The sequence below is a fragment of the Pseudomonas sp. FeN3W genome, from assembly GCA_030263805.2.
GTDB lineage: Bacteria > Pseudomonadota > Gammaproteobacteria > Pseudomonadales > Pseudomonadaceae > Stutzerimonas > Stutzerimonas stutzeri_G.
The window spans coordinates 275,580-294,580 of record CP136010.1 but is presented as its reverse complement, the minus strand read 5'-3'; the positions used below and the strand labels follow the sequence as shown (position 1 = coordinate 294,580).

General features: G+C 64.5%; 13 protein-coding genes. 10 read left to right on the top strand and 3 right to left on the bottom strand.

Features of this window, described 5'->3' with window-relative positions; translation table 11 throughout:
* Positions 1-374: 374 nt before the first annotated feature.
* The 3 genes from P5704_001315 to P5704_001305 form a co-directional block, all read right to left on the bottom strand.
* Positions 375-4,052 carry a translocation/assembly module TamB domain-containing protein gene (locus P5704_001315; protein WOF79173.1) on the bottom strand — a complete coding sequence of 1,226 codons (3,678 nt, stop codon included), beginning with the start codon at positions 4,050-4,052 and terminating at the stop codon, positions 375-377.
* A complete protein-coding gene (locus tag P5704_001310; protein ID WOF79172.1) occupies positions 4,052-5,779 on the bottom strand; it encodes an autotransporter assembly complex family protein in 1,728 nt (575 codons plus the stop codon). The genes P5704_001315 and P5704_001310 overlap by 1 nt, the downstream gene beginning before the upstream one ends.
* A 150-nt stretch (positions 5,780-5,929) precedes the next feature.
* On the bottom strand, positions 5,930-6,565 hold the full coding sequence (locus tag P5704_001305) for a GNAT family N-acetyltransferase (GenBank protein ID WOF79171.1): 636 nt from the start codon (positions 6,563-6,565) through the stop codon (positions 5,930-5,932).
* A 252-nt stretch (positions 6,566-6,817) separates the two neighbouring features.
* Between P5704_001305 and xthA the strand changes: the two genes are divergently transcribed.
* From xthA to xylB, 10 genes are all read left to right on the top strand, one after another.
* Complete coding sequence (gene xthA / locus P5704_001300; protein ID WOF79170.1) at positions 6,818-7,630, top strand: exodeoxyribonuclease III; 813 nt, start codon at positions 6,818-6,820, stop codon at positions 7,628-7,630.
* A gap of 95 nt (positions 7,631-7,725) precedes the next feature.
* Entirely contained in the window at positions 7,726-9,090 is a 1,365-nt protein-coding gene (locus P5704_001295; protein ID WOF79169.1) for a substrate-binding domain-containing protein, read from the top strand.
* Positions 9,091-9,189: 99 nt separating this feature from the next.
* Entirely contained in the window at positions 9,190-10,122 is a 933-nt protein-coding gene (locus P5704_001290) for a carbohydrate kinase (protein ID WOF79168.1), read from the top strand.
* 66 nt (positions 10,123-10,188) lie between these two features.
* Entirely contained in the window at positions 10,189-11,094 is a 906-nt protein-coding gene (locus P5704_001285) for an AraC family transcriptional regulator (GenBank protein WOF79167.1), read from the top strand.
* A 297-nt stretch (positions 11,095-11,391) separates the two neighbouring features.
* Positions 11,392-12,699, top strand: coding sequence for a sugar ABC transporter substrate-binding protein (locus P5704_001280; GenBank protein ID WOF79166.1), 1,308 nt, complete (start codon positions 11,392-11,394; stop codon positions 12,697-12,699).
* A gap of 74 nt (positions 12,700-12,773) precedes the next feature.
* Positions 12,774-13,718 carry a sugar ABC transporter permease gene (locus P5704_001275; protein WOF79165.1) on the top strand — a complete coding sequence of 315 codons (945 nt, stop codon included), beginning with the start codon at positions 12,774-12,776 and terminating at the stop codon, positions 13,716-13,718.
* A 10-nt stretch (positions 13,719-13,728) separates the two neighbouring features.
* Positions 13,729-14,562, top strand: a complete 834-nt coding sequence (locus P5704_001270) for a carbohydrate ABC transporter permease (protein ID WOF79164.1) — start codon at positions 13,729-13,731, stop codon at positions 14,560-14,562.
* 38 nt (positions 14,563-14,600) lie between these two features.
* Positions 14,601-15,704: a sn-glycerol-3-phosphate ABC transporter ATP-binding protein UgpC gene (ugpC, locus tag P5704_001265; GenBank protein WOF79163.1), complete on the top strand. Its 1,104-nt coding sequence runs from the start codon at positions 14,601-14,603 to the stop codon at positions 15,702-15,704.
* Positions 15,705-15,811: 107 nt separating this feature from the next.
* Positions 15,812-17,290 (top strand): mannitol dehydrogenase family protein, encoded by a 1,479-nt coding sequence (locus P5704_001260; GenBank protein WOF79162.1) that lies wholly within the window; start codon positions 15,812-15,814, stop codon positions 17,288-17,290.
* Positions 17,291-17,301: 11 nt separating this feature from the next.
* Positions 17,302-18,825: a xylulokinase gene (gene xylB, locus P5704_001255; GenBank protein WOF79161.1), complete on the top strand. Its 1,524-nt coding sequence runs from the start codon at positions 17,302-17,304 to the stop codon at positions 18,823-18,825.
* Positions 18,826-19,001: the final 176 nt, after the last annotated feature.

Here is a 19,001-nt window from a genome sequence, read left to right as displayed (position 1 = left end):
GGAGCTTGCGCTGCGCTGAGGTCCGCGAGCGCTTTGCAAGACTCGTGCTAGAGCGTTGCGCAGTTATGACCGCGACGTTCGGAAGCGTGGATGCTACCACTGCATTCGCCCATTGGGCTCGGGGCAATCGCGCCAGATTCGATGATCGAATCGTCGCGAAAACCAGACCGAACGGTCAGACCCCGTCAACTCAACCCGGTCGAGCCAGAAATGACATGGAAAGCGAAATCAGCGTAGCCCACTCTGGTGCGCCTGCCAGTGCGGATTGATGCCGTTTGGTGCGCACGACTGAGGACGGCATCCATGTTTCGTCAGGGGCGTTGCTCGCGACTCGCTCGTCGCGCACCAGCCGGGTGCCGGTGCGGTGCGCTTGCTCAGAAATTGCGGCGATAGAACAGGTCCAGCGAACTGGCCAATCCGCTGGCCGCCTCGAGGAAGATCCGCCGCGTCAGCTGATAGCGCAGCGCGATGGTATTCGAAGGCTCGAACACGCCGACGCCGTAGCGCAATGCCAGCCGTTCCGTCAGCCGTCCGGTGGCGACCACGCTGGTGCCGACGCCGGTGCCTTCGGTGTCCAGCTGGAAATCCTGAATGCCCAGGCGTTGCGCCAGGCCACCGGTGATGGACGAACTACCCGCCAGGCCAAGGCCCAGCGCCGCCTGGGCTAGCAGGTTGCTGTCCCCGGTATCGGCACCCAGCGGTCGCCCCAGCACCAGATAGGCCAATGCCTGCTCCTGACTCATGGCGGGTTCGGAAAACACGTCGATGCGTGGCTGCTCGGCGCTGCCGGTGATGCGCAGGCCGGCGACCACGTTGTCCGCCTCGATCCGCCGGATCGCCTCGATGTTGAGGAACGGTTGACTGATCACGCCAGTGAACAGCAATTCGGCACGGCGGATGGTCAGCCGCTGGCCGTAGGCCCGGTAGCGGCCGTTCTTCAGCTGCAGCTCGCCGCGCGCATCCAGGTTGTCGCCGATGTGCAGATAACCGGCGAGATCCGCGGTCAGGCCGAAGCCGGAGAAGCGCAGGCGGTCCTGGCCCACCTCGACATCGATGTCCATCTTCACAGCCAGCGGTGTCGCCGGCTCCTCGGCTTCACGACCGATGATCACCGTGTCCTCGGAGACCTTCACCGTCGCCGGCGGTAGCTCGCGAACCGTGATCGCGCCGCGCGGCACTTCCACCCGACCGCTGACGGCCAGGTCCTGACCGCTGAGTACGATGCGCAGGTCAGGCTCGACTTCGAGGTCGGCGTAAGGCTCGACCACCACCGGCAGGCGACTGCCCTTGATCGCGAGGTCCAAATCCAGTTCGTTCCGCCAGTCCAGTGCGCCGCTCAGGCTGCCGCGCCCCTGTTCGCCGGCCCACCAGTTGCCGTCGATGTTCAGTCGCTCACCTTCGATCAGCAGGCGTACCCGCAGATCTTCGAAGGTCGTCGGCAGTTCGCTGCCGGCGATTTCCCCGTCACTCAACAGCAGCTGGCCGTTGAGCGTCGGCTGCTGCAGGCTGCCGGCCAGCTGGCCGCTGCCATTCAGTTCGCCACGCAAGCGCTCGACCATTGGCACGAATGGGCGCGCCACCGACAGATCGAGACCGCTCAGGCGAAATTCGCCGTCGATTGGCTTGGCTGCGGGCCGCGGATCGATCTGCAGCTGCACGTCAAGCTCGCCCAGCTCACCGCCCTGGAAGCGCAGCTGGCTGTCGATCCGCTCCGGCAGCAGGCGACTGTTCAGCGCCAGGGTCTGATAGGGGAAATCGTGCCACTCGTCCACATCGCGAATGCGCAGCACGCCGGGGCCGGCATCGACCTGAACCCGGCCATTGGGTCCGCCAGCGGGAAGGTCCAGCTCGATATCGGCATTCAGCTCGCCCTGCCAGCGGAAATCTTCGGGCAGATACTCGGCCAGGGTCTGCAGCGAGAAATCGCGCAGGCGATAGCGAATCTGCGGCTCCGGCAGCAGGCGCTGATTCTCCGCGCAGAGGCTGGCGGGCCCGGAGCGCCAACAATGCGCACCGAATTCCACTCGGCCATCGGCGAAACGCTGCAGCGTGGCCGGCCGTTGCAGGGCCCAATCCTGCTGCTGCGCGCTGAGTTCGCCACGTGTCAGCCGGCCAAGCCAATCCTCACCGCGCAATCTGCCATCGAAGGCCAGCGCCAGGTCGAGCGATGGGCCTTGCAGTTGCAGCTCGGCCTGATGCCGTTCCGCAGTGCCTTCGGCATTGATCCGCAGCGCGCCAAGATCGGTTTCGCCGGCGCGGATTCGCTCGGCATCTAGCGCCAGCCGACCGCGCTCCCCATCGGATAGCTGACCCTGCACGCTGAGACGACGCAGCCGATTGTCCTGATAAGCGAGGTTGCGACCGCTGAGCTCGAGCTGCCCGCTCGGCGCCGCTGCGGTTCCCGCCAGCGTGACCTCGCCGCTCACTCGCCCCCGGAGGCCGGGCCACAGCTGCGCCAGGCGGCTCAGTTCCAGTTGCAATCGACCCTCCAGCGTCTGTGCCCAGGTGCCGCTGCCGTGTACGCGGTTATCGCCCATGCGCAGGTCGATGACCGGCAGGTTCCAGCGCTCGCCTTCGCCGTTGGCCTGCAGCTGCAGGCTGGTGTTCTGATCGCGCAGGCGCCCGGCGATATCGAGGCTCGCCTCGGCCTGCAGCTGCTCGTCGCGCAAAGCGCCCTGGCTTTTCAGCGAACCACCGAGATTGCCCGGCAGCTCGGCCAGCCAGTACGCCGGATCGAGTTCGCTCAGCGTCAGGTCGGCTTTCCAGTCGACGCCCTCGGCGAAGCCGATGCTCAACGAACCCGTCGCACTGCCCTGCCCGGCTTGCAGTTGCAGTTGTGGCAGATGCACGGCTTCGAGGTTGCCGCTGACCGGGCTGTTCAGTGTGAAATCTCCGGCCGGGCCGGTCATGGCCGATTCGAAGTTGCCGAGATAGTTGCCGTCGTCGTACTGAATCTGCGCCTTGAGCTCGCGCAACGTCACCGGTGGCTCTTCGATCGCCGGGTAGAGCCGTCGCCAGGGAAAATCGCGCCAGAGCAGATCGGCATTCGCGGTCAGACCGTCCTGCCAGTCGACATCGCCACTCAGCCGCACATCGCGTTGCTGCCCAGCATCGAGCTCGAGCATCTCGATCTGCGCTCCGCTCGGACTGACGACACCTTCCAGCGCCAGCCGCACCGCGCCGCCCTCGCCTGGCAGCTCGGTGGTGCCGAGCAGACGGTAGCCGTCCTGCAGGTTGCCACTCGCTGTCAGCTCCAGATCGTTCAGGCGCAAGGTGTCCGGCAGATCGGGCAGCGCCTTGAACCCATCAGCATTCAGCCTGAGCGTCGCCGGTAATTGCTCATCGAGGGCCCGCAACTGACCGCTGAGGCTGCCGTCCAGATAGCCCTGACTCTCGACCTTGAGTTGCAGCTGCTCGCGCAGATCGCCATCCACGGCGATCATCAGCGCCCACGGCTGTTCATCCGGCGACTGCAGCGCGGCCTGCCCCTCCAGCGTCAGCGGCCAGTCACCGCTGGGCTGCAGCCGGCCAGTCACCGACAGATCCACATCCGTCCGGCGCAGGTCGAGGCGCTGGATATCCAGGCCATCCGCGCGCCAGTTCGCCTGCAGGCGCAGGCTTCGCACCTGCTCGCTTTCATTGAGCGTCACCCGGCCGATTTCGACGCGCTCGACTTGCAGTGCCAGCGGCAAATCGAGCTCCGGCAAGCTGAAGGGCTCCGCCGCTGGGTCGGGCTCGCTGGGCGGAAAGCTGAGGACGATGTCGCCGGTCACCAGCTCGTCGATGCACAGCGTGCGCTTGAGCAGGCATGCCGGCGACCAGGCAAGACGGGGCTGTTGCACTTCGACGTGACTGCCGCCCTGCTCCCAGATCAACCGGTCGGCTTGCCAGCGCTGGCCGAGCCGGCCCTCGAACGCTTCGACCGTCAGCCCCGGAACCTGCCCCAGCAGCCAGCGGCTACCGCTGGCAGTGCCGAGCAGCACGGTGGTGACGATGAGCACGAGCAGTATCAGCCCAAGCAGCGTCCAGCCCAGCCCACGCAATACCCGCATCACAGCTCCGGCCCCATGGAGAAATGCAGGCGGACGCCACCGTCGCCATCCAGCGGATGAGCGACATCGACGCGAATCGGACCGACCGGCGATACCCAGCGCACACCGACGCCGACGGCACTTTTCAGCGTGGGAATTTCCAACGAGTTGAAGGCGTTGCCCTGATCGACGAAGGTCGCGACACGCCATTTCTCGGCGATGGAATATTGATACTCGGCGCTGACCGCGAACTGATAGCGGCCGCCGATCTTGTCGCCATCGGAATTGGTCGGTGACAGGCTCTGGTAATCGTAGCCACGCACGCTCTGATCACCACCGGCGAAATAGCGCAGCGAAGGCGGCACGTTGACGTATTCATCGGTCCAGTTGCCACCAAGCTGCACGCGACCGAGAAAGCGATGCCGCTGGGCCAGCGTGGTCAGCCCCCGCAGCTGCACGTTGGCGTGGACCAGGTCGGCGTCGGAAAGCACCCCGGCCTTCGCGGCGGCCACTTCGAACTGCAGGCGATAGCCGCGGCTCGGGTCGATACGGTTGTCGCTACGCAGGTAGCTGTAGGCGACGCCGGGCATGAGCAAGGTGCTGATTCCGGAATCGTCCCCGAGGCGATATTCCTCGTGCTGCCACTTCAGCGACAGCACGCGCAACCAGCCGCTGGGCAGCTGACTGTGCCACTCCGGGCCGACCTTGAGCAGGCGGCTGAGGCTGTCGGTGCCGGCGATCTCTTCGTACTGGTAGCCGCCGACGAAGCGCAGCTTGTCGGTCAGTGGCGGGTCCAGCGGAATGTCGTACCAGAAACCGACGTTCTGCCGCGGCGCCGACAGTTCCGCCTCGGCACCGTAGCTATGGCCTTGCGGGTTGACCCAGTGGCGCGTCCAGTCCAGCCGGACCCGCGGGCCGACGTCGGTGGAATAACCAAGACCGAAGCCAAAGGTGCGCGGCTTGCGCGTGGTGAGCGCGACCGAAACCGGGATGCGCTGCTGGTTGGCGCCGCTCGGATTGGCATCGACGCGCACACCCTCGAAATAGCCGCTCGATTGCAGTGCCTGGCTGAGTTCGGCGATCAGTTCGGAGTCGTACGGGGTATCCGCCTCGAACGGCACCATGCGCGCGAGCAGGTCGTCATCGAATGGCGAATCCCCCTCGAAACGCACGTCGCCCAGGCGGTAGCGTGGCCCGCTGTCGAACACCAGTTCGACGTCGGCGACGTTCTCCCGCGGATCGACGGCAAGCCGCTGCTGAGTGAAGCGGCCATCGAAATAGCCGAAGCGCGAGGCCTGGTTGAGAAACTGCTGTTTCACCTCCTCGTACCGTCCGTGGTTCAACACATCGCCCTGACGCAGGGTACGCTCGGCGACGCGAAAGCCGGAGAACTCCGCGGCCGGCCCGTCCAGCCGGACGGTGATATTGCGCAGCCGCACCGGCTCGCCGGTACGCACGCGCAACACCAGTGCCGGTTCGTCACCCTCACGCACGTCGGTACGGATGCGGCTGCGGTAGTAGCCCAGCGCTTGCAGTGCCTTTTCCGCCTGACTCTGCGCGACCCGGCTGTAGCGCAGCAGCTCGCGCGCGTCGCGGTCGCCCAGGTCGCCTATGTAGTTCTCGATATTTTCTCGGAGCGCCCGGTTCTCGGGCTCGATGCGAACGTCGAGCTCAGCGGCGCTGGCATGGATACCGCTCAACATAAAAAGTGCGGCTACCAGCGGGCCGATTCGGTTCGATTTGCACATGGCCAGCGATGCTAGCACGTGTTTCCGAGCAAGCCCGAACGTGCGGGCTAGACAGTGTGTAAGGCAATCTTGCGGTGGGGCGGGCATCGGCTGACATCGCGTGGCTTCTGACCAGTCAGACTGGCCCGCCCGGATAAAATTCGGCCACACCTAGCGCGCCGCTTCCATCCGCCTGGGCGCCGGATGAAAGAAGATGTGTTCGACCACCGGGCCGACGGCGATCTGGCCGATCTCCTCGTAGCCCTGCCGCTGGTAGAAATTCAGATAGCGCGGGTTGCCAGTATCGATCACCAGCCCCTGGGAGGTTTCATCCTCGGCGCACCACTCGTGCACCGCCTGCAGCAGATGCTCACCATATTGCTGTCCCTGAAACTGCGGATGCACACCGAGCAACGGCAGCAGATGCACCGCGCCGGTCGGCAGACACGCCAGCACCGCCGCGTGGTAGTCCAGATAGCGCCTGGTGCAGCGGAACCCAGCGGTCAGAAGCATACGCGCGCGCCAGGCCCAGCTTTCGGTGACATCCAGCCGCCGTTGCGGCGGTGCGATCAGCGCGACGGCGATCAGCCGGTCGTCCAGCAGCAGCCCGAGCGCAGGTTGTTGTTGCAGAAAATGCTGGTTCACCAACTCCCGCACCGTGGCGCGCACGCGCTGTTGATAGCCGGGCCGGTCCGCCTCGAACAGGTAGGCGAAGGTCGGTTCGTGACGGTAGGCGTGATACAGCAGCGAGCGGGTTTCGCGGTCATAACCACTATCGAGTGTGCGAACCTCGGCAGACATCGGCATGGCAACTCTCGGCTTTTTCCAGAGGGATGCTTGCAACTTAGCAGCGCTTCGCCCGCCCCGCCACGCCGCCGGATCACCCGCCTTTCAAGCTCCTCGAAAGGCAATGCGGTAGCCGTCCGTTTCAGCGCGAAACGTGGAAAGCACGGTGGCACGGCTCTAGAATCGGCCTTCTTTGCCCATGGCAGATCGGCATCGGCAGCGCCGTGCCGGGTGCCCTTCCACTTGAGCCTCAGCCAGACTTCACGGAATCCCATGAAAATCGTCTCCTTTAATATCAATGGATTACGCGCAAGACCTCACCAACTTTCTGCGATCATTGAAAAGCACCAACCGGACGTCATCGGCCTTCAGGAAACCAAGGTTTCTGACGAACAGTTTCCCCAGGCGGAGATCGAGGCGCTCGGCTATCACGTGCACTATCACGGGCAGAAGGGCCACTACGGCGTCGCCCTGCTCTCGCGCCAGGCTCCGCTGGAAATACACAAGGGCTTTCCCAGCGACGGCGAGGAGTCGCAGAAGCGCTTCATCTGGGGCCGCTTCGCCGATGCCGATGGCCAGCAGGTGACCGTGATGAACGGCTACTTCCCCCAAGGCGAAAGCCGCGCCCACCCGGTGAAGTTTCCCGCCAAGACCAAGTTCTACGCCGACCTGCAGGCACTGCTCGAACAGCAGTTCCGCTCCGAGGAATCCCTCGCGCTGATGGGCGACTTCAATATTTCCCCGCAGGACTGCGACATCGGCATCGGCGAAGTGAACGCCAAGCGCTGGCTGCGCACCGGCAAGTGCAGCTTTCTCCCCGAGGAGCGCGAGTGGCTCGAGCGCCTGAAGGCCTGGGGGCTGCAGGACAGCTTCCGCACCCTCAACCCGGAAGTCGTCGACCGCTTCAGCTGGTTCGACTATCGCAGCCGCGGTTTCGAGGACGACCCGCGCCGCGGCCTGCGCATCGACTACATCCTCACCACCGCAGCGCTGCACCAGCGCGTGACCGATTGCGGCGTCGACTACGACATCCGCGCGATGGAGAAACCTTCGGACCACTGCCCGGTGTGGATCGAGCTGCGCTGACGACCGCTGCGCAATTCCGCCTGCGCCGCCCGCGCTGTCATTTATTGGTAACCGAACCGTCTTAATCTCGCGGCCTTCTACAAGGAGGTCGCGAGATGACGCCACGAGTGTTTGGACGGTTCTGGAATCGGGCATTGCCCCTGCTGTTGCTCACGCTGGGCGGCGCCTCCGGCAACAGCCTCGCCGCCCCACCCACCCCGCCAGACGGATCGGCCGTACTGCGTATCCACGGCTCCAACACCGTGGGGGCCAAGCTGGCACCGATGCTGGTGGCCGGCCTGTTCGAGGCCAAGGGCCTGCAGTCGGTCCGCATCGCCCCGGCCGGCCAGGAAAACGAGCAGCGCGTCACCGCCCTCGACGAGCGCGGCAGGACCGTGCAGGCACTGGTCGCCGCGCATGGCACCGGTACCGGCTTCTCCGGGCTGAAAGACGGTGCTGCCGACCTCGCCGCTGCTTCGCGACCGATCAAACAGAGCGAAGCGCAAAGCCTCGCCGCCCTGGGCGACATGCGCAGCGCCGAGAGCGAACAGGTCATCGCCATTGATGGCCTGGCGGTGATCGTCCATCCCGACAATCCTGTGCAATCCCTCAGCGTGGAGCAGGTGGCACGCCTGTTCGCCGGTGAGATCGCCAACTGGCGGGAGCTGGGCGGCGCGGACGTTGCCGTCGAGCTGCACGCGCGTGATGACCAGTCCGGCACCTACGACACCTTCAAGGAGCTGGTGCTGAACAGTCAGGGGCAGGCATTGGCCACCAGCGCCGTGCGCTATGAATCCAACGACGCCCTGTCCCAGGCGGTCAGCCGCCGTAGCGGCGCCATCGGCTTCGTCGGTCTCGCTTCTGTCGGCAAGTCGAAAGCACTGGCAATCACCGACGGCGATTCCCAACCCATGCCACCGAGCCAGGCGCTGGTCGCCACCGAGGACTACCCGTTGTCACGCCGGCTGTTCCTCTATGCCGACCCCAAGAAGCAGTCCGCATGGACCCGCGAATTCCTGAGCTTCGTGCACAGCCCGGAAGGACAGGCCATCGTCGAGAAATCCGGCTACGTGGCCCAGGCTATCGCGCCGATCCGGCTGCCGCTGCAAACGACGATGCCCGAGGCCTATCAGCAGCTGGCCAAGGAGGCACAGCGACTGACCGTCAACTTCCGCTTCGCCGAAGGCAGCGCGCAGCTGGACAACAAGGCCCAGCGCGATGTGCAGCGTTTGATCGACTATCTCAACAGCCACGACAAGCAGATGAACGCGGCGGTGCTGGTCGGCTTCGGCGACGCCCGCAACGATCCCGCGCGGACTGCATTGCTGTCCAAGCTGCGCGCCATGGCGGTGCGTCGCGAACTGGCGCGTGGCGGCATCCTTGTAAAGGAAATCAACGGCTTGGGCGATCAACTTCCAGTGGCATCTAACAGCGAAGCTGGTCGCATCAAAAATCGCCGCGTCGAAGTCTGGGTGTACTGAAACGAGTGCAAGATCGTATCGGCCGCCAGCCGCGGGCGTACTGTCCCGGTGCAGGCGTCGGGTTTAAGCTCGGGCGATTTCCGCCAGCAGGAATCGTCCATGTACCTCGTCTGTGGTGAAGCGCTTTTCGATGTGTTCGCGGCCTCGACTGACAGCCGCAGTCGCCTGAATCTGGAAGCCGTCGCAGGTGGCTCGCCGTTCAACGTTGCCGTCGGGCTGGCCCGGTTGGGCGCGCAGGCCGCGCTGTTCGGTGGGCTCTCGCGCGATCATTTCGGTCAGCGCCTGCTAGAGCTGCTGCAGGAAGAAGGCATCGCCACCGAGCACCTCGCCATCTTCGATGCGCCGACCACCCTGGCGATGGTCGCCATCGGTGCCGATGGCAGTCCGGTCTACAGCTTTCGCGGTGAAGGCTGTGCCGATCGCCTGTTGCACACCGAACAGCTGCAGCCGTTGCCTGCTGGCATTCGCGGCATCCATTTCGGTTCCTATTCGCTGGTGACGCCGCCGATTGCCGATACGCTGCTGGCCTTGCTGCATCGCGAGCATGCCCAGCGCCTGATTTCACTCGATCCGAACATTCGCCTCAACGTCGAACCCAGCCTCGAACGTTGGCGCGAGCGGGTCGAGGCGTTCGCCGAACGCGCACATCTGATCAAGGTCAGCGACGAGGACCTGGCCCTGCTCTATCCAGACATGGCGCCAGCGAGCATCGCCCAGCGCTGGCTGGACCATCACGCCGAGCTGGTGGTGCTCACCCGAGGTGCCGAAAGCGCACAGCTCTTCAGCCGCAAGCACGGCCAGTTGCACGTGGCAGCGCAGGCGGTGACGGTGCGTGACACCGTGGGCGCCGGCGACACCTTCCAGGCCGCGTTGCTCGCCTACCTGGCTGAACAGCAGCTGGACTCGCCGCACGGACTCGCACAGATGGCGCCTGCGCAACTGCAGGCCATGCTCGCCTTCGCCAGCAGCGCCGCCGCCATCACCTGTTCAAGGCGTGGTCCGGACCTACCCTACCGATACGAAATTGCCTGACCGTTTTGGCCGTTGCGCCTTCAGCGGCTATAACCCTTCGTGGCCTTTCACGACAACGGACCCTGCATGAGAGCGTTGAAGATTACCGACCCGTCCTACGAGCTGATGGACGACCACCACGGCAACTCGCTGATCTATCGCGAACATGGTTTCCCCTGCCCGCTGGTGCGGTGGCACAACCACAAGGAATACGAACTGCATCTGATCGTCGCCAGCTCCGGCAAGGTCTTCGTCGGCGACTACGTGGGCAATTTCGGCCCGGACAGCCTGTTTCTCACCGGCCCGCACCTGCCGCACAACTGGATCAGTCAGGTCGAGGACGGCGAGGTCGTGGCCAAGCGCGACATGCTGGTCAACTTCACGGACGAGATGCTCGAGGCGGGCCATGCCGTCTTCTCCGAGCTGCGGACCTTCACGCCGATGCTCGAGCGCTCGCGCTACGGCATCGAGTTTCGCTGTCCGCAGACCATCGCCCAGGCACGCCAGCTGATGCAGCAGATCGCCGACAGCCGCGGCGCCACCCGCCTCGGCTATTTCCTGATCATGCTCGAGCTGCTTGCCAGGTGCGACGACTACCAGCTGCTCTCCGGCGCCACCTCGGCACAGTTGAGCGACGAGCAGCAGGCCGACCGGACCAACATGGCGGTCAACTACATCTTCCAACACTACATGCGCGAGCTGCCGCTGGAGGAAGTCGCCAGCCATCTCGGCATGAAGCCCACCTACTTCTCGCGCTTCTTTAAGCGCGCCACCGGGCGCTGCTACGTCGAGTTCGTCAACAGCCTGCGCATCAGCAAATCCTGCGAACTGCTGCTCGATCAGGACAAGCCGGTCACCGATGTCTGTTTCGAATCGGGCTTCAACAACCTGTCCAATTTCAATCGCCGCTTCCAGCAGCTCAAGGGCATGACCCCGTCGTGCTATCGACGCCTGGTCGAACAACGCCTGACCGAGCAGAACCTGGCCAGCTGATACGCTTCCGGCCGGGCGGGTTCAGCGCCCTCTTCCTGGACTGTCTCTGCGTTCACGCCATTACGGTTGTGGCAAAGCCTCATTCTTGAGCCCCGGCGACGGGTCTGGTCGGTGCCGCTGCGAGCAGCCCGCCTCGCTCAACCGAGTGCAAAAAAGTATCGAAGCGAGTGCAGTCACGGCTTTGTCGCACGACCACTGCCGGCGTTGTAATGCCTGCCAGACGCTCGTAGCGCAGTACGCGGGTAACAACAAAAACAATAAGTGCTTCCAGGCCCCGATCTGGAAGAGGAGTTCACGATGAAAGCATTCAACTTGCTGCTCGGTACCGCCTGCATGGCCTCGATTGCGCTGGCCCAGGCCGCCGAAACCCTCACCGTCGCCACCGTCAACAACGCGGACATGATCCGCATGCAGCGCCTTTCCAAGACCTTCGAACAGCAGAATCCCGACATCAAGCTCAACTGGGTGGTACTCGAAGAGAACGTGCTGCGCCAACGCCTGACCACCGATATCGCCACCCAGGGCGGCCAGTTCGACGTGCTCACTATCGGCATGTACGAAGCCTCGTTGTGGGGCGACAAGGGCTGGCTGGCTCCGATGAAAGACCTGCCCGAAGGTTACGATCTGAACGACGTATTCCCCTCGGTACGCGAGGGCCTGTCGGTGGACGGGACGCTGTACGCCCTGCCGTTCTATGCCGAAAGCTCGATGACCTACTACCGCACCGACCTGTTCGAACAGGCCGGTCTGGACATGCCCGAGCACCCGACCTGGTCGCAGATGGCCGAGTTCGCCGAAAAGCTGCACTCGCCTGGCGAGGACCAGTACGGTATCTGCTTGCGCGGCAAGGCCGGCTGGGGCGAAAACATGGCGCTGGTCACGACCGTCGCCAACGCCTTCGGCGCGCGCTGGTTCGACGAGAAGTGGCAACCCGAATTCGACGGTCCCGAATGGACCAAGGCCGCCAACTTCTATGTGGACCTGTTGAGCAAGTACGGCCCGCCCGGCGCCTCCAGCAACGGCTTCAACGAAAACCTGGCGCTGTTCAACAGCGGCAAGTGCGCCATGTGGGTCGATGCGACCGTCGCCGGCTCCTTCGTCACCGACACCTCGCAGAGCAAGGTCGCCAACAAGGTCGGTTTCACTTTCGCCCCGCAGGAAGAAACCGACAAGGGCTCGGCCTGGTTGTACTCCTGGGCACTGGCGATCCCCACCAGCTCGCAGCAGCAGGACGCGGCCAAGCTGTTCACTGCCTGGGCGACCTCCAAGGACTACGCCAAGCTCGTTGCCGAAACCGACGGCGTGGCCAACGTGCCACCGGGCACTCGTGAATCGACTTATAACGACGAGTACATGGCCGCAGCGCCGTTCGCCAGAATCACGCTGGAGTCTCTGAAGCAGGCCGATCCCGCCTCGCCTTCGGCCAAGCCGGTACCTTATGTCGGTATCCAGCTGGTGACCATCCCGGAATTCCAGGCCATCGGCACGCAGGTCGGCAAGATGTTCTCCGCGGCGCTGACCGGGCAGATGCCGGTCGAGCAGATGCTCACCGCGGTGCAGCAATCCACGACGCGGGAAATGAAGCGCGCCGGTTATCCCAAGTAGGCATTTTCTTCCGAAGATGAAACCGGACAGGGCTCGCCCGAGCCCTCAAGGCCTTCTTTCAGCCGGAGCACACCATGGCCACCCCATCTGCAGCCTTGCCCAAGGCACCTGTCACCGATACGGCAAGCGAGCCGAGCGAGCGCAAGCCACGCCGCTTCGGCCCCAGCTGGTTTCTCGTCAGCCCGTCCGTTGCACTGTTGCTGTTGTGGATGCTGGTTCCGCTGTCGATGACCGTCTATTTCTCGGTGATCCGCTACAACCTGCTCTATCCCGGTGAGAACGATTTCGTCGGGCTGGAGAACTTCCATTACTTCCTGACCGATGCCGGCTTCATGCCCGGCATGACCAATACCCTGATCCTGGTCGGCAGCGTGCTGCTGATCAGCGTGGTATTCGGCGTGCTCATCTCCGCGCTGCTGGAGGCGGCGGACTTCGCCGGCCGCGGCTTCGTCCGTGTGCTGCTGATCTCGCCGTTCTTCATCATGCCCACCGTCAGCGCGCTGGTCTGGAAGAACCTGATCTATCACCCGGTCTCGGGCATTCTCGCGGCGGTGTGGAAATTCTTCGGCGCGCAGCCGGTGGACTGGCTCGCACAGCATCCGCTGGCGTCCATCGTGATCATCGTGTCCTGGCAATGGCTGCCCTTCGCGATCCTGATCCTGATGACGGCCATGCAGTCCCTCGACCAGGAGCAGAAGGAAGCCGCCCGCCTCGATGGCGCCGGCCCCATCGCGATCTTCTGGCACCTGACCTTGCCGCACCTGGCGCGCCCCATCGCCGTGGTGGTGATGATCGAGACGATCTTCCTGCTTTCGGTATTCGCCGAAATCTTCACCACCACCAGCGGGGGCCCCGGCTACGCATCCACCAACCTCGCCTACCTGATCTACAACCAGGCGCTGCTGCAGTTCGATGTCGGCATGGCCTCGGCCGGCGGCTTGATCGCGGTGGTGATCGCCAATATCGCGGCGATCATCCTGGTGCGGATGCTCGGCAAGAATCTCACCGAAAAATACTGAGGACAGACCGATGCTGACGCTCAAACAAAGTCGCCGCCTCAATACCCTGGTGGTCGGGCTGCTCGCCTGGGCCGTGGCGCTGCTGCTGTTCTTCCCGATCTTCTGGATGCTGCTGACCAGCCTGAAGACCGAGATCGACGCCTTCGCCACGCCGCCGCAATTCATCTTCACGCCCACGCTGGAAAACTACCTGCACATCCAGGACCGCAGCGGCTACTTCAAGTACGCCTGGAACTCGGTGACCATTTCCTTCGGCGCGACCGCGCTGGGCATGCTGATCGCCATTCCCGCTGCCTACTCGATGGCCTTCTACGAGACCAAGCGCACCAAGGGCACGCTGCTGTGGATGCTCTCGACCAAGATGCTGCCGCCGGTGGGCGTGCTGGTGCCGATCTACCTGCTGGCCAAGCAGTTCGGCCTGCTCGACAGCCGCGCGGTGCTGATCATCATCTACACGCTGATCAACCTGCCGATTCTGGTGTGGATGATCTACACCTACTTCAAGGACATCCCCCGCGACATCCTCGAAGCGGCCCGCATGGACGGCGCCACGCTGCTGCAGGAGATGCTTCGCGTGCTCCTGCCGATCAGCAAGGGCGGGCTCGCCTCGACCATGTTGCTGTCGCTGATCCTGTGCTGGAACGAAGCCTTCTGGTCGCTGAACCTGACCTCGTCCAATGCCGCGCCGCTGACCGCGCTGATCGCCTCGTACTCCAGTCCCGAAGGCCTGTTCTGGGCCAAGCTCTCGGCCGTCTCCACCCTCGCCTGCGCCCCCATCCTGATCTTCGGCTGGATCAGCCAGAAGCAGCTGGTGCGCGGCCTGTCGTTCGGCGCCGTGAAATGAGCGCCGCCTGACAATCAAGAACAACGGAGGATTCGAACATGGCAGACCTGAAGATCCACAACCTGAAGAAAGGCTTCGACGGCAACGAGATCATCAAGGGCATCGACCTGGACATCCGCGACCGCGAGTTCGTCGTCTTCGTCGGCCCCTCCGGCTGTGGCAAGTCCACCCTGCTGCGCCTGATCGCCGGGCTCGAGGAGGTCAGTAGCGGGCGCATCGAACTGGACGGGCGCGACATCACCGATGTCAGCCCGGCCAAACGCGACCTGGCCATGGTGTTCCAGACCTACGCGCTCTACCCGCACATGACGGTGCGCAAGAACATGTCCTTCGCCCTGGATCTAGCCGGGGCCGACAAGCAGGAAGTGGCGCGCAAGATCGAAGCCGCCGCGCGCACCCTGGAGCTGGAACCGCTGCTCGAACGCAAGCCGCGGCAACTGTCCGGCGGCCAGCGCCAGCGCGTCGCCATCGGCCGCGCCATCGTACGCAATCCCAAGGTGTTTCTCTTCGATGAACCGCTGTTCAACCTCGATGCCGCGCTGCGCGTGCAGATGCGCCTGGAGCTTTCGCGCCTGCACCAGGAACTGCAGGCCACGATGATCTACGTGACTCACGATCAAGTCGAGGCCATGACCCTGGCCGACAAGGTGGTGGTGCTCAACGGCGGGCGCATCGAGCAGGTCGGCTCGCCCATGGAGCTTTATCACCATCCGGCCAACCTGTTCGTCGCGGGCTTTCTCGGCACACCGAAGATGGGCTTTCTCAAGGGCCGCGCCAGCCGTGTCGAAGCCAGCGGCTGCGAAGTCGAGCTCGACGCCGGTTGCCGTCTGTTCCTGCCGCTGAGCGGCGCCACGCTGAAGACGGGCGATCCGGTCACCCTCGGCATCCGCCCGGAGCACCTCAACCGCGGCAGCGAAGGCAACTGCCAGCTGACCGTGCAGGCCGACGTCAGTGAACGGCTGGGCAGTGATACCTACTGCCACGTCATCACCGGCAACGGCGAGCAGCTGACCATGCGCATCCGTGGCGACTTCACCCCGCGTTATGGCGAGTCGCTGTCGCTGACATTGGAAGCCGAACATTGCCACCTCTTCGACAGCAATGGCGTTGCGGTCGGCCAGTCGCTGCAGCAGGCGGCCTGACCGACACATAGCCACCCGAGCCCTGACTTACCGGCAGATCGCTGCGGCCCGCAATGGCAGCGATCCGGCCCCCGGCTTTCCCACATTCAAGCCCCGCGAGGCCCGAGATGAAGTTGAACGAAGCGAATCTGCCACGGCTGCCGGTCCCTATCGCACGCCCCGACTACCGCCTGGCCGAGGCCACCAGCGGCATCGCCCACATCGGCGTGGGCGGTTTTCACCGTGCCCACCAGGCGGCCTACACCGATGCGCTGATGAATACCGGCGAGGGGCTGGAATGGGGCATCTGCGGCATCGGCACACGCGCCGAAGAACGCGCGATGCGCGACGCACTGGCCGCCCAGGACTACCTCTACACCCTGGTGGAGCTCGACGACCGGCCCGACACCGAGGTCCGGGTGATCGGCAGCATTCGCGACATGCTGTTGGTGGGCGAGGATGGTTCCGAGGCGGTGGTCGCCCGCCTGGCCGATCCGGCGATCCGCATCGTCTCGCTGACCATCACCGAGGGCGGCTATTGCCTGGACGACAGCACCGGCCAGTTCAATGCGCAACTGCCGCAGATTCAACATGACCTGCAAAACCCGCGCAGCCCGATCAGCGTGTTCGGCCTGCTCTGCGCGGCCCTGGCCAAGCGTCGTGGGCATGGCGTCGGCCCCTTCACGGTGATGTCCTGCGACAACCTCCCCCACAACGGCGATGTGACCCGCAGGGCCACGCTGGCCTTCGCCAGCCTGGTCGACCCCGACCTGGCCCGCTGGATCGAGCGCAACGTCAGCTTTCCCAACGCCATGGTCGACCGTATCACGCCCATGACCAGCACGGCCCATCGCCAGGACCTGGAGCGACAGCACGGCCTCGATGACGCCTGGCCGGTGGTCTGCGAACCCTTCGTGCAATGGGTAGTGGAGGACCGCTTCGTCGCCGGCCGCCCAGCCTGGGAAAAGGTCGGCGTGCAGTTCACCGACGACGTTTCGCCCTACGAGGAGATGAAAATCAAGCTGCTCAACGGCAGCCACCTCGCGCTGACCTATCTCGGTTACCTGCGCGGTTATCGCTTCGTTCACGAAACCATGGCCGATCCGCTGTTCGTCGAGTACATCCGCCGCTATATGGATGAGGACGTCACCCCACAATTGGCAGCGGTGCCGGGCATCGATCTCGCGCGGTACAAGCAGACCCTGATCGAGCGGTTCTCCAACCGAGCCATCGCCGATCAGCTGGAGCGGGTGTGTTCCGATGGCTCGTCGAAGTTTCCCAAGTTCACCGTGCCGACCATCAACCGCCTGATCGCCGATAACACCGCATTGGACCGGGCGGCCCTAGTGGTCGCTGCCTGGGCGCTGTATCTGCGAGGCGTCGATGAGAACGGCGAGCAGTACCGCATCCCCGATCCGCGCGCGGATTTCTGCCAGTCCCTTGTCGCGGAGGACGACGGCCTCGCCGAACGCCTGCTCGGTTGCGAGGAAATCTTCGGCACGCGGATTTCACGTTCGCTCGCCTTCCGCGAGGCCTTCGAGCGCAACCTGCTGCGGCTGTGCACGTTGGGGGTTAGCGGCACCCTTGATCTGTTGCTGACGCAGTGACGGGGCCCGGCATGTTTCTCGGAATCGATTGCGGCACCCAAGGCACCAAGGCGCTGGTACTCGACGCCAGCAACGGGCGCGTACTCGGCCAGGGCTCGGCCGGCCACGATTTGATCAGCGGGCCCAATGGCCGTCGCGAGCAGGACGTCACGCAATGGACGACCGCGTTTGCCACCGCGACGAGAGCTGCCCTTACCGAGGCCGGAGTAAACGGTCGCGAGGTGCTGGGCATCGGTGTGTCCGGGCAGCAACACGGGCTGGTCACGCTCGATCGCGACGGCCAGGTACTGCGCCCGGCCAAGCTCTGGTGCGACACGGAATCAGCTACGGAAAACGCCGCGCTGCTCGACTGGCTGGGCGGGGAACAGGGATCGCTCGAGCGCCTTGGCGTCGTCATCGCGCCGGGCTACACTGTCTCGAAACTCTTGTGGATGAAGGCGCAGCACCCCGCACTCTTCGAGCAGATTGCGCACATTCTGCTGCCGCACGATTACCTGAATCATTGGCTCACCGGGCGCGCCTGCGCCGAGTACGGCGACGCGTCCGGCACCGGCTATTTCAACGTACGAACCCGTGAGTGGGACCTTGGCATCCTGCGCCATATCGACCCGAACGGTCGGCTGGAGGCGGCACTGCCCGAGCTGATCGCACCGGACAAAGCCGTGGGCCGGCTGCGTCCGGAAATCGCCGGACAGCTCGGGCTGAACCCTGACGCCATCGTATCCAGTGGCGGTGGCGACAACATGATGGGGGCCATCGGTACCGGCAACATCCGCCCCGGCGCCATCACCATGAGCCTGGGTAGCTCCGGCACGCTCTACGCCTATTCGGACACGCCGCGCATCAGCCCCCAGCCAGCAGTCGCCACCTTCTGCTCGTCCAGTGGAGGCTGGCTGCCATTGATCTGCACCATGAACCTGACCAACGCTAACGCCGCGATCCGCGACCTGTTGCAGCTCGATCTCGAATCGTTCAACGCACTCGTAGCGCAGGCGCCAATCGGCTGTGACGGCGTCACTCTGCTGCCTTTCCTCAACGGCGAGCGCGTCCCCGCCCTCCCCCAGGCCAGTGCCAGCCTGCACGGCCTGACCACGGAAAACCTAACCAGAGCAAACCTCTGCCGGGCCGTTGTCGAGGGTGTGACCTTCGGCCTGCGCTACGGCCTGGACCTGCTGCGCGAAAGCGGAATCCGCAGCGAACGCATCCAGCTGATCGGCGGCGGCGCGAAGAATCCACTGTGGCGCCAGATCGTCGCCGACATGATGGAAACCCCGGTCGTCTGCACCACCCATAGCGAAGCGGCGGCGCTGGGCGGCGCGATACAGGCGGCGTGGTGCCATGCACGACAAAGCAACCCCATCGCCAGCCTCGCGGCGCTGTGCGCGCGCTGCGTGCGGGTCGATGAAGGCACAGCGGTCGAGCCGCAGGCGGAATCGGTTCGGGCTTATGAACAGGCCTATCGGCGCTATAGGCAGCTGGTCATCGACACCCATGGTCAACAAACGCCGCCGGATCTGCGCACAGTCGTGCCCTAGAACACGCCGAGCGAACATGGCTGCGGCTTGAGCTCACGCGCTCTTCGTGGAAAAGCTCGCGCCTACGGAGATCCGAGCGTTTCGTCGGTTCGAGCTCGCGCGCGAATGACGCGGGGCCGTCTACCCGAGCAGAAAAAAAGCAAAGCCACTCACGTGGCCTTGCTTTCAGCTGTTGC